Annotated in this window: 9 protein-coding genes and 1 tRNA gene; 3 read left to right on the top strand and 7 right to left on the bottom strand. The window is 64.2% G+C overall.

Annotation, left to right across the window (positions count from 1 at the left end; all coding sequences use genetic code 11):
* Positions 1-14 precede the first annotated feature (14 nt).
* The 6 genes from BMW89_RS22690 to BMW89_RS22715 form a co-directional block, all read right to left on the bottom strand.
* A complete protein-coding gene (locus tag BMW89_RS22690; RefSeq protein ID WP_092029221.1) occupies positions 15-569 on the bottom strand; it encodes a nucleoside 2-deoxyribosyltransferase in 555 nt (184 codons plus the stop codon).
* Positions 570-606: 37 nt separating this feature from the next.
* Entirely contained in the window at positions 607-2,535 is a 1,929-nt protein-coding gene (gene dxs / locus BMW89_RS22695) for a 1-deoxy-D-xylulose-5-phosphate synthase (RefSeq protein WP_092029339.1), read from the bottom strand.
* Positions 2,536-3,110: 575 nt separating this feature from the next.
* Complete coding sequence (locus tag BMW89_RS22700; protein ID WP_092029222.1) at positions 3,111-3,362, bottom strand: exodeoxyribonuclease VII small subunit; 252 nt, start codon at positions 3,360-3,362, stop codon at positions 3,111-3,113.
* A 74-nt stretch (positions 3,363-3,436) separates the two neighbouring features.
* Positions 3,437-4,366: a histone deacetylase family protein gene (locus tag BMW89_RS22705; protein ID WP_092029223.1), complete on the bottom strand. Its 930-nt coding sequence runs from the start codon at positions 4,364-4,366 to the stop codon at positions 3,437-3,439.
* Positions 4,367-4,499: 133 nt separating this feature from the next.
* On the bottom strand, positions 4,500-6,158 hold the full coding sequence (locus BMW89_RS22710) for a bifunctional metallophosphatase/5'-nucleotidase (RefSeq protein WP_092029224.1): 1,659 nt from the start codon (positions 6,156-6,158) through the stop codon (positions 4,500-4,502).
* Between the two features lie 214 nt (positions 6,159-6,372).
* On the bottom strand, positions 6,373-7,131 hold the full coding sequence (locus BMW89_RS22715; protein WP_092029225.1) for an enoyl-CoA hydratase-related protein: 759 nt from the start codon (positions 7,129-7,131) through the stop codon (positions 6,373-6,375).
* Positions 7,132-7,452: 321 nt separating this feature from the next.
* On the opposite strand from BMW89_RS22715, the gene BMW89_RS22720 reads away from it, so the two are divergent.
* The gene (locus BMW89_RS22720) at positions 7,453-8,688 is read left to right on the top strand and encodes an MFS transporter (protein WP_092029226.1); all 1,236 of its coding nucleotides are present in this window, start codon (positions 7,453-7,455) and stop codon (positions 8,686-8,688) included.
* A 95-nt stretch (positions 8,689-8,783) separates the two neighbouring features.
* On the opposite strand, the gene BMW89_RS22725 is transcribed toward BMW89_RS22720, so the two are convergent.
* Positions 8,784-10,562, bottom strand: a complete 1,779-nt coding sequence (locus BMW89_RS22725; protein ID WP_092029227.1) for an acyl-CoA dehydrogenase family protein — start codon at positions 10,560-10,562, stop codon at positions 8,784-8,786.
* A 243-nt stretch (positions 10,563-10,805) separates the two neighbouring features.
* Between BMW89_RS22725 and BMW89_RS22730 the strand changes: the two genes are divergently transcribed.
* Together BMW89_RS22730 and BMW89_RS22735 are read left to right on the top strand one after the other, a co-directional pair.
* Positions 10,806-10,880 (top strand) — tRNA-Gln (locus BMW89_RS22730).
* A gap of 77 nt (positions 10,881-10,957) precedes the next feature.
* Positions 10,958-12,013 carry a LacI family DNA-binding transcriptional regulator gene (locus tag BMW89_RS22735; protein ID WP_092029228.1) on the top strand — a complete coding sequence of 352 codons (1,056 nt, stop codon included), beginning with the start codon at positions 10,958-10,960 and terminating at the stop codon, positions 12,011-12,013.
* Positions 12,014-12,124: the final 111 nt, after the last annotated feature.

Genomic DNA, 12,124 nt, shown 5'->3' on the forward strand with positions numbered 1-12,124 from the left:
GGGACGACTGAAGCTTATGGTGCGATCAATCGCGCGGCCGCCATCCGGACGCAAGCCTCGAACGCGGCGAGATCATGCCAGACATCGATCGGCATCGTGGCCGGCGTCACCAGCGGGCAGCCGTGCAGCTCCAGTGCATGGATCATCATGAGGTTGTCGACGAGGCCGAAATCCTCGACCGTCAGCCCCTGCGCATCGACCAGCCGGCCGTCCTCGGAGGTCACGTTCATGAAGCGCGTGACGCGGTCGGCATAGGTGGCGGGATCGTTGGAATAGGCCAGACAAAACTTGCGGCGGCCGGCCATGTAGCCGAGCTCGTAGACGGTGCCGGGATCGGCGCCGGCGCCGCGGAACGGAGTGAGGTTCGCAATGATGGCGTCGGCCGCATCCATCATCGCCTCGTTAGCGCAGAAGATCTGCCGCGAGGCGTCGGGCGCGATGAGGTCGATGGTGTTGTCGAGGGGATAGAGGCCGGTGAGGCCATGCGCGGCGCAGATCGCCACCTTCTGCCGGCCGATCTCAACCGCATCCGGCAGGAACACGTCGGGCCCTGCCAGATAGATTTTCATGACGTCGCGCTATCTCGCCGAAGGTCGAAGCTCGCCCTCAGGCGAGCTTGACCGTCTCGGTCTTGACGTCCTTGCCCAGCGCTTCGAACACCTTGGCGACGATGCCCTTGGCGTCGAGACCGGCGCGGCCGTACATCGCGGCCGGCGTGTCGTGGTCCTGGAACACGTCGGGCAGCACCATGGTGCGGAACCTGACCATGCCGGTGTCGAGCACGCCCTGGTCGGTCAGGAACTGCGCGACATGCGAGCCGAAGCCGCCGACCGAGCCTTCTTCGACCGTGATCAGGACGTCGTGGTCGCGGGCGAGCTTGAGCACCAGCTCGGTGTCGAGCGGCTTCATGAAGCGCGCGTCCGCAATCGAGGTGGAGAGGCCGTGGGCGGCGAGCTCGTCGGCCGCCTTCTCGCATTCGGCGAGGCGCGTGCCGAAGGAGAGCAGGGCGATCTTGCTGCCCTGGCGGATCATGCGGCCCTTGCCGATCTCGAGGGGGATGCCGATTTCGGGCATCTCGATGCCGCGGCCTTCGCCGCGCGGATAGCGCAGCGCGCTCGGGCGGTCGTTGATCGCGACCTGGGTTGCGACCATGTGCACGAGATCGGATTCGTCGGCCGCAGCCATGATCACCATGTTCGGCAGACAGCCGAGATAGGCGTTGTCGAACGAGCCGGCATGGGTCGCACCGTCGGCGCCGACGAGGCCAGCGCGGTCGATGGCAAAGCGCACCGGCAGGTTCTGGATCGCGACGTCATGCACGATCTGGTCGTAGCCGCGCTGGAGGAAGGTCGAGTAGATCGCGCAGAACGGCTTGTAGCCTTCGGTCGCAAGACCGGCGGCGAAGGTCACCGCATGCTGCTCGGCGATGCCGACGTCGAAGGTGCGGTCCGGGAAGGCCTTGTTGAAGATGTCGACGCCGGTGCCCGACGGCATCGCCGCGGTGATGGCGACGATCTTGTCGTCCTTCTCGGCTTCCTTGACGAGGCTCTGGCCGAACACGTTCTGGTAGGCCGGCGCGTTCGGCTTGGACTTGGCCTGGGTACCGGTCGCGACGTCGAATTTGACGACGGCGTGGTACTTGTCGGCGGATGCTTCCGCCGGGCCATAGCCCTTGCCCTTCTGCGTCACGACGTGGACCAGGATCGGGCCGGTCTCCATGTCGCGTACGTTCTTCAGCACGGGCAGGAGATGGTCGAGGTTATGGCCGTCGATCGGGCCGACGTAATAGAAGCCGAGCTCCTCGAACAGCGTGCCGCCGTCCATCATGAAGCCGCGTGAATATTCCTCGACGCGGTTGGCGCGGTTGGCGAGGATCTTGGGCAGGCGCTTGTTGATCTGCTTGGCCGCATCGCGCAGCGTGCGATAGGTCTTGCCGGAGTAGAGGCGCGACAGATAGGCGCTCATGGCGCCGACCGGCGGCGCGATCGACATATCGTTGTCGTTGAGGATGACGATCAGGCGCGAGTTCATCGCACCTGCGTTGTTCATGGCCTCATAGGCCATGCCCGCCGACATCGCGCCGTCACCGATCACCGCGATAACGTTGTTCTTGCCGCCCGCGAGGTCGCGCGCGACCGCCATGCCGAGGCCGGCGGAAATCGAGGTCGAGGAATGCGCGGCGCCGAACGGATCGTAATCGCTCTCGCTGCGCTTGGTGAAGCCGGACAGGCCGCCGCCGGTGCGCAGCGTGCGGATGCGATCGCGCCGGCCGGTGAGGATCTTGTGCGGATAGGCTTGATGGCCGACATCCCAGATCAGCCGGTCGCGCGGCGTGTCGAAGACGTAATGGATCGCGGTGGTGAGCTCGACCACGCCGAGACCCGCGCCGAAGTGACCGCCGGTCACCGAGACGGCATCGATGGTCTCCTGTCGCAGCTCGTCGGCGACCTGGCGAACCTGCTCGACCTTGAGCTTGCGCAGGTCGTCCGGCGTCCGGATGGTGTCGAGAAGCGGCGTTTTACTGTATTCGTTCACAGCGATTTCCAATTTGTCAGCGCCGGAAAGTCATTCCGGTGCGCGATGGGTTTGCACAATATCGGCGCAGCGCGAGTCCTAAAACCGTCGGAGCCACCTGCATGGGGCAAAGCCCCGTCTTCAAGCTTAGGTGAGCTTAAGTGCGCTCCGGTTCAGTCTCTGTGATCCCTATCACTTAGATCGGCTTCGTCCGTCCCAGCCAATTTCATCAGCAATTTGAAGCGCTTGTCGTTGGTAATCGGTGCCCACGCAAGGCTAACAAAAAGCCACGCTCCGGGCAGCTTTACACCAAAGCTTGGGCCAAAGCCAACCCGCCGGACCGATTACGGCCATGCACGTGCAACCCGCGGGCCAGATTGGTTAACCGTGGCGCCGGCGAGGAGGTTCCAGTCTTGCCCGGTTCCTTGGCAGGATTTTGAGCGGGAGGAAGGCCTTTTTGGACGGATTTAAGAGGGCGGGAGGCCCTCGCGCGTGAGTTCCCGGAACCTTGTGCCCTGGCGACGTGGTCCCATAAGCGGAATCAGCATCGTGCCATCATGAAAAATTGCGGCGGGCCGATGCTCGCAACGGGCGGCTTACTGGACGTCGAGCGGCGCAGTGCCGGTGGCCTGACCGCTGGCATCGGTGGTGATCTTGTCGACGCGGGCTTCGGCCTGACGCAGCAATTCCTCGCAGCGGCGCTTGAGCGCCTCGCCGCGCTCGTAGATCGTCACGGATTCCTCGAGCGGCACCTTGCCGTCTTCGAGCCGCTTCACGATCGTCTCGAGTTCCTCGATCGCGCGCTCGAAGGTGAGCTTGCCAACGTCGACTTGGGTATTTTCGGCCATATAAGTTTCCGATTGCCCGATTCGCATTCCCAGGAGAGAAGGCGGGTTTTGCGGGCTTAATGTGGCGGGCGTCGTCAGGCACCCATCAGGGCGCCGACATGCGCCGTAACAGATTCTTTCAATCCCTGCAGGTCATAGCCGCCCTCGAGCACGGACACAACGCGGCCACCAGCGGACTTGTCGGCGAGGTCCATCAGCTTGCGTGTGACCCAGGTGTAGTCCTCGGCGCGCAAATTCAGCGAGGCCAGCGGATCGCGATAATGGGCATCGAAGCCGGCCGAGATGATGAGAAGCTCGGGGCTGAATTTTTCGAGCTGCGGCAGGATCAGATTCTCGAACGCGGAGCGGAATTCGGGGCCGCCGTCCTCGGAAGCGAGTGGTGCGTTGACGATGGTGTCGTGGTCGCCGCGCTCGCCCGTCGCGCCGGTGCCCGGAAACAGCGGCATCTGATGTGTCGAGCAATACATCACGGTCGGGTCCGACCAGAAGATGTCCTGGGTGCCGTTGCCGTGATGCACGTCGAAATCGACGATGGCCGCGCGCGTGATGCCGTATTTGCGCTGCGCGTGGCGCGCGGCGATCGCGACATTGTCGAAGAAGCAGAAGCCCATCGGCTTGCCGATCTCGGCATGATGTCCGGGCGGGCGCACCGCGACAAAGGCGTTGCGATGCTCGCCATTCATCACCGCTTCGGTCGCCGCGACCGCGCCGCCGACGCCGCGCATCACCGCTTCCCACGTTCCGGGGGACATCGAGGTGTCGCCGTCGACATAGACCTGACCGCTGGTCGGTGCGATGTGGCGGAGCTCGGTGACGTAATGCTCGTTGTGGCACAGCGTGACGAGATCGAGATCGCCTTCCGGCGCCAGGTCACGCGCCAGGAACTGGAAGCGCTCATGCGACAGCGCTTCTTCCACCGCGCGCAGGCGATCCGGCCTTTCAGGATGTCCCGGCGGCGTGACGTGGTCGAGGCAGGCCTTGTGGGAGAGGAGAAGCGTGCTCATCAGGTCGGCCTCACAGGATACGGGCTCTTGACGTCGTTGGCGCATCCGCCGTCAAAACGCAATGCAAAACGCAATCTAGGTGTTCCCAACGGAATGGCAAAGGGTAGTCCCGGAGTAGCCCGTTTGATCTGGATCAATTCACGCGGAGGATGCGGGTCGTTGGCAACGGGCCGATCGGCCCGTGCGCCCGGAAAAACGCGAACAGCGCATCAGCGTCGTAGCCGCCATATTGAGGTGTCGTGCCCTGCTTGGCGACTGTAAAGCCGTCGCCGCCGACGGCGAGGTAATCGTTGACGGTGACGCGGTAGCCGCTTCCAGGTTCGATCGGCCTGCTGTTGAGCATCATCTTCTCGAGGGTGACGCGCTCGCCGAACGGCTTCGACGCATCCCATGTGTAGCTGAATCCGTTCGACACCTGGAGGATCCGCGGCCGCTTCGGATCGAGCCATTGTTGCTCCAGCATGTCCTTGAGCTGGCTGCCGGTCAGCGTCATGGTGACGAGGCGGTTGCGGAACGGCTGGCTTGCGAACAGCTCGCCAAAGGATACCGCGCCGTTCTCCTTCGGGACGATGTCGGTGCGGATGCCGCCGGGATTGGTCAGCGCGATGACCGCGCTGCCATCCTTGGCGTCTTTGGTCGCGGCGAGCTGTGCGTCCGCGATGACGTCGCCGAGCGGGCTTTCGCCGGCCTCGTTCGGCACGCGCGACAGTGTCTGCGTCACCGATCCGGCCGGCCGGTTGGCAATCGGCGCCGACAGCTTGTCATAGGCGTCGATCAGCGCCGTCTGCTCGGGATCCTTCGCCAGCGAGGCATTGGCGACGATGACGTTCTCGGCTTTGGCACCGACGATGTCGCGTGTAACAGGATCGAGCTTGAGATCGATTGCGGTGACCAGCGTGCCGTATTTGTCGCCGCTGGTGACGAGCCGTCCGTCGATTTGACAAATATAGGCACGATGAGTGTGGCCGCTGACGACGACGTCGACGGCACGATCGAATTTTTTGACGATGTCGACGATCGGCCCGGTAATGGCAGGGCATTCATTGTAGTCGCCGGCGGGCTCGCCGCCCTGGTGGATCAGCACGACGATTGCTTCCACACCGCGCGCCTTCAGTTGCGGCACCAGCGCGTTGACGGTCTCGGCCTCGTCGCGGAATTCGAGCCCGGTAATGCCGGCCGGAGAAACGATGCCCGCAGTCTCCTTCAAGGTCAGTCCTATGAAGGCGACGGGGATGCCCTCGAACTCCCTGATCTCATAGGGCGGCAGCACGCTCTTGCCGGTCGCGGTCTCCACGGTGGAGGCCGCGAGATAATGGAATTTGGCGCCCATGAAGGGATGCGGTCCCTGACAGCCGTCGACCGGATGGCAGCCGCCGTTCTGCATCCGCAAGAGCTCGGTCTTGCCCTCGTCGAATTCGTGATTGCCGACCGAGGTGATCGCGAGCCCCATCATCGAGAGCGCCTCGACCGACGGCTCGTCGTGGAACATCGACGACAGGAACGGGCTCGCGCCGATCAGGTCGCCGGCCGCCACGAAGATCGTGTTCTTGTGACCTTCGCGCAGCTGCTTGGCCAGCGTTGCCATGTATTCGGCGCCGCCGGCCGCCACCATGACCTTTCTGGCTTTGTCCTCGGGATCATTGATGCGGATGCCGCCGGGCGGCGGCCGCAGATTGCCATGGAAATCATTGATCGCGAGAATGCGCAGCTCGACGGGCGCGGCGGTCTGGGCCGCAGCGGGGAGGTTGGCGAGCGCGAGTGTGAGGGCGGTCAGGCGGAGAAGATGTCGCATGGAACAAGATTAGTCGTTCCGCGCGAAGAATTCACGAAGCATTGTCGTGAATGCGCCGCGATTCTTCCTTCTTCCCTTGTGGGAGAAGGTGGCGCGAAGCGCCGGATGAGGGGTTGTCTCCGCGATCTTAGATGTGAGTTCGCGGAGACAACCCCTCACCCGTCTCGCCGCTAGCGCGGCGAGCCACCCTCTCCCACAAGGGGAGAGGGGAAGATCACCGCTTCTTCCGGTTCGCAAATGCTTTGAACGCGGCCATGGCGTCGTCCGACTTCAAACGTTCGCCGAATAGATGGGCCTCCTGGTCGATGCGGCGGGTGAGCTCCTCCGGCGGGGCACGCAGTAGCTTGCGCGAGGTCGCCACCGCCTCGGCGGGGAGCCGGCAGATCTCGCGCGCCACCTTGCGAGCCTCGACCTCGGTATGTCCCGGCGAGACCACGGTGTTGACGAAGCCGGCCGCGTGCGCCTCCGCGGCGGTGAAGGTCCGCCCCATGATCAGCATCGCAAAGGCGCGCTGATAGCCCATCGTGTTCGGCATCAACAGGCTGGCGGCGCCGACCGGCACCAGGCCGAGATGGATATAGGGCGCGGAGAAGGTCGCCGCGTTCGACGCGAGCACGTAGTCGCAATGGAACAGCATCACGGTGCCCATGCCGATCGACGCGCCGTCGACGGCCGCGATGATCGGTTTGGTGTTGAGGGCGAGCGAATAGAGAAACTTGGCGCCGTTCGACAGCGTCTCCGGGCGTGCCGTGTCGGCCTGGAGAAAATCGTCGATGTCGTCGCCCGCGGTGAACACGCCGGAGCCGCCGGTGATGATCATGCAGCGGATGTCGGGGTTGTTCTGCGCGGTGTCGATCGCATGGCTCATCTCCCGATACATGTCCTGCGTGATCGCGTTCTTCTTGCCGGGGCGGCGCAAGGTAATCACCCGCGTTCCACGCTCTTCGGTGACGACGATATTGCCATTCGGCATGAAAGCTCCCTGCGATCACCGCGACGCTTGACTTTGGCGAGTCTCGCAAGCGTCAGCCTACATCATCTTGCAGGCGTGCCAATCCGCCCGCGCGACCTTTTCGGCGACGATTCCGTGAACCCGGCGCATGGCACCGCTGTGATGACACCGCTGTCATGCGCTCTGTTCCGTCCGGGAGCCGCATCCGGTCATGCCGGTTGTATCGCTTCGCACATGCAGTTGCGCATTGCAACAAATGGCTACAATGTTTCATTTGAAAAACCGGTGGTTGTAGGGCACGATCTCAGCCGCTGCCGTTCCATTTGGCCGATTGCTCGATTGATGATTGCCACAACGGGCGTTGACGAATCCTCGTTGCATTACCGCGGCTGGCGCGTTGTGCTGGCCTGCTTCCTGATGGCCTTCTTCATGTTCGGCTTCGGCCTCTACGGCCAGGGCGTCTATCTCGCCGAGCTGCAGCGTGCCCATGGCTGGCCCGGCACGCTCGTCTCCGCGGCCAGCACCTTCTCGTTTCTCCTGACCTCCGTGCTCGTCATCTTCACCGACGATCTGCTCGCCCGCATCGGGCTGCGGTCGCTGATCCTGTGCGGCCTCGCGGCGCTCGGTGCATCGACGGTGCTGCTGGCGACGATGCAGACGCCCTGGCAGCTCTATCTCGCCTACGCGCTGATGTCGGTCGGCTGGACCGGCATGGGCACGGTGGTGATCGCGACCCTGCTGAATGCCTGGTTCGAGCGGCGCCGCGGCCTCGCGCTCAGCCTCGCCTTCAACGGCGCGACCTGTGGCGGCATCGTCCTTGTTCCGCTGCTGCTGTCGCTGTCCGATAGCATCGGCTTCCGCTCCGCCATGCTGGCGGCGACGATGGCGATGGTGGTGCTGGTGCTGCCGGTGGTCGTGATCTTCATCGGCTGGCCAGCGCAGATGTCGCCGGCATCGGGCGGTCGTTTGTCTGCCGACGGGCAGACCTCGCGGACGTCCCGCCGGGCGCTGCTCGCCAACGCGGCGTTCTGGACCATGGTGCTGCCGATCGCGATCGCGCTACTGGCGCAGATGGGATTCATCATCCACCAGGTGACGTTTCTCGAGCCGCTGATCGGGCGCTACGCGGCAGGCCTTGCGGTCACCGTCATGGCGGCGATGGCGGTGGTTGGGCGCCTCTCGCTAGGCCTGTTCGTCGACCGGCTCGATCCCAGGCTCGCCTGCGCAGCGTCGATGACGAGCCAGGCGGCCGCGCTCTTCGTGCTTCTCCAGAGCACCAGCCCCACGGTGCTGCTGGTGTGCTGCGCCATCTACGGCTTCTCGATCGGCAACATGATCACGTTCCCGCCCTTGATCATCCAGCGCGAGATCGGCGCCAGCGCCTTCGCCGCCGCGATGGGATTGGGCACCTCGATCAGCGGCATCGTCAGCGCCTTCGGTCCGGGCATCGTCGGCCTCGTGCGCAGCGTGACCGGCGACTACACGATGGCCTTCGCGTTCTGCGTCGTGCTGGATCTGGTGGCCGCGGGCGTCGTGCTGTGGCGGCCGGGAACACGTACCAAGCTCGCTGCCTCGTAGCCCGGATGGAGCGAAAGCGTAATCCGGGATTCGTGCCACGAGCCATGACGGTCCCGGATTGCGCTTTCGCTCCATCCGGGCTACGCGGGCTCAACTTACCCCAATAACACCGCGTCCGCCGCCGCAACCGATTCCGCACTCTCCGTCACGGTGCGCTCCAGCGCGCCGGCCTGCACACTGATGTTCTCGGCAAAGAAGCGCGCGAGCGAGACGTAGCGCGCGGCATCCGTGTTGCCGTCGGCCTTTGCTGCGAGCGCTTCGGAGGCCAGCATGCAGCCGCCGAGCGTCGAGCCGAACTGCTGCAAATACGGCGTAGCACCTGCGAGCGCTTCGTTTGGCGCGGAGGCAACGCGCTCCAAGAGCCATTTGCTGGTACGCGTCAGCGCCTCCAGCGCCTCGCGCAATTTCACGCCCGTCGTGCCGAAGGCCGGATCATTGGAGGCCTCGACTCGGCTGACAGTTGCGGAGAGCTCGTCGAGCAGCGCCCACACCGACGCGCCGCCATTGGCCGCGAGTTTTCGCGTCACGAGGTCGATCGCCTGGATGCCGTTGGTGCCCTCGTAGATCGCGGTGATGCGCGCATCGCGATAATACTGTGCCGCGCCGGTCTCCTCGATAAAACCCATGCCGCCATGCACCTGGACGCCGAGATAGGCCACCTCGTTGCCGATATCAGTGGAATAGCCTTTGGCCATCGGCGTCAGCAGCGCCGCGCGCGCAGCCGCATCCGCGCGGACCTTGGGATCTCGCGCGCGCGTCGAGACGTCGAGCGCGACCGCCGTCGCATAGCAGATGGTACGCGCAGCTGCGGTCTGCGCCCGCATCCGCATCAGCATGCGCTTGACGTCGGGATGTACGAAGATCGCATCCGAACCGTCACCCTTCTTGCCGACGGCGCGGCCCTGCTTGCGATCCTGCGCGTAGGCGAGGGCCTGCTGAAAGGCGCGATCGGCGACGCCGACGCCTTCAAGGCCGACGCCGAGACGAGCCTGGTTCATCATCGTGAACATGCAGCGCATGCCCTGGTTCTCTTCACCGACCAGGAAGCCGATCGCGCCGCCATGATCGCCCATGGTCATGGTGCAGGTCGGGGAGGCATGCATGCCGAGCTTGTGTTCGACGCCGCTGGCAAAAATGTCGTTGCGCGCGCCGAGCGAGCCGTCTTCATTGACCATGAACTTCGGCACGAGGAACAACGAGATCCCCTTGGTGCCGGCGGGCGCATCGGGCAGGCGCGCCAGCACGAAATGCACGATGTTGTCGGTCATGTCGTGCTCGCCATAGGTGATGAAGATCTTCGTCCCCTTGATGCGATAGGTGCCGTCCGCTTGCTTCTCCGCACGTGTGCGCAGCGCGCCCACGTCGGAGCCGGCCTGCGGCTCGGTGAGCTGCATCGTGCCGGTCCATTCGCCGGAGACGAGCTTTTCGAGATAGATTTTTTTCAGCTCGTCGCTGCCATGCGCATCAAGTGCCTCCATCGCCGACGCCGTCAGCAGCGGGCAGAGGCCGAAGGCGACGTTCGAGGCGCTCCAGATCTCGGTGCAGGCGGCGTTGATCGCAATCGGCAGGCCCTGGCCGCCGAAATCCTCGGGGCCCGACACTGCGTTCCAGCCACCCTCGGTCCAGCGCTTGTAGGCATCGGGCCAGCCCGGCGCGGTCGTGACCTTGCCGGCGTCGAGCTTGATGCCGTGCTCGTCGCCGACCTTGTTGAGCGGCGCCAGAACGTCGGTTGCGAACTTGCCGGCCTCTTCCAGCACCGCTGCGACGATGTCGGCGTCGAAATCGCCGTAATGGCCGGCCTCCATGGCCGCCTTCAGGCCAGCGCCATGGTTGAGCGACAGCAGCATGTCAGAGATCGGCGCGCGGTAGGTCATGGCTCACTCCCGAGGACATCATTGGCGCCGTATTCCCATGAAACGGGGGAGGTCTCAATGGGCGGGACGGTCCGGTCCGGAACGGGTTCGCTCGGACCCATTATAACGTGTGGTGTGGACGCCCCTGGGGGTGAGGTATTTTGCCCTCCAGGCGGTTGAAATGCTGCGCCGCTCCCTATAGACCGGCTGCGACCAGAGGGAATCTGCGGGTAGCCAATTCTTCCGCCGGCCCCGGTCGCCTGATGGGGCGTAGCCAAGTGGTAAGGCAGCGGATTTTGATTCCGCCATTCGGAGGTTCGATCCCTCCCGCCCCAGCCAGATTTTTTCCACACGGCCTGCCCGCGCACGAATACCATGGCAAGGTACTGATCAAATCGCATTCAACCGTGGCTGGGATGGTAGCTGGTTCAAAGAGAGCGCGCGGGGGCAGCGGCCGTGTCAAGCTCGATGAGGTCGCCCGCAAGGCCAATGTCTCGACCGCGACCGTCTCGCGCGCATTCAACGAGCCCGACAAGGTCTCCGAAGAGGTCAGGCAGCGGGTCAAGGACGCCGCCCGCGCGCTGAACTGGATTCCGAATGCGGCCGGGAGGGCGCTTGCCTCGCGCAGGACGCATATCGCCGGCGCCATCATTCCGACGCTGGACGACGAAATCTTTGCCCACCAGATCAGCGGCATGCAGACCGTCTTCAGCGAACGCGGCTTCACGCTGTTCCTGGGCTGCTCCAACTATGATCCGGACGAGGGCTTGAGGCAGGCCGAAGCCATGCTTGCGCGCGGCGTGGAAGCGCTGGCTGTGGTCGGTGAAAATCATCCTGCCGAGCTGTTCGACGCGCTCAACGCGCGCGGCATTCCCTACGTCGTGACATATTCCTACAGCAAGCTGTCACCGCACCCGTGCATCGGCTTTGATAATCGCGCTGCCTTCGGCCGCATGACGGAGCATCTGCTGTCTCTTCGCCATCGCCGGTTTGCCGCGATCTTTCAGCCCGACACCAACAACGACCGCGTCAAGGACAGGCTTCGCGGCATCAGCGAAGCGCTCGCAGCCGCGGGTCTGGAAATTGCAGCGCAGGATCTGCTGATGGGGCCTTCGACGCTGGAATTCGGCGCGGCAAGCTTTGCAAGATTGATGGCGCAGCCGGTTGATACCAGGCCGACCGCGATTGTCTGCGGCAATGACAATCTGGCGCTGGGTGCGTTGATGGCCGCACGGGAGAGCGGCCTGGACGCGCCGAGGGATTTTTCCATCACCGGCTTCGATGACCTTGCGATTTCGTCGCGCTTTTCTCCCGGGCTCACGACGATGAAGGTCGACAATCAGGAGATCGGCATCCTGGCGGCTAACGAGCTCCTCGCCGTGACTGCGGGCCGGCAAGAGCAGGCGCAGTCACGCGAAGTCGTGCCCGTTCTGAAAATCCGTGAGAGCGCCGGCGAGGCCCGCGGACACTGATTCCTCACGGCGGTACCGCTCCTCTCTTTCGATCACGCACAACGTCCCCGCAAGAGGGCCGCTTGACTCGCGTAATGTAAGCGCTTACATGAGCCCGTTTTAAAGCCATGA

Origin of the sequence: Bradyrhizobium sp. OK095 (assembly GCF_900109945.1) — a bacterium.
GTDB lineage: Bacteria > Pseudomonadota > Alphaproteobacteria > Rhizobiales > Xanthobacteraceae > Bradyrhizobium.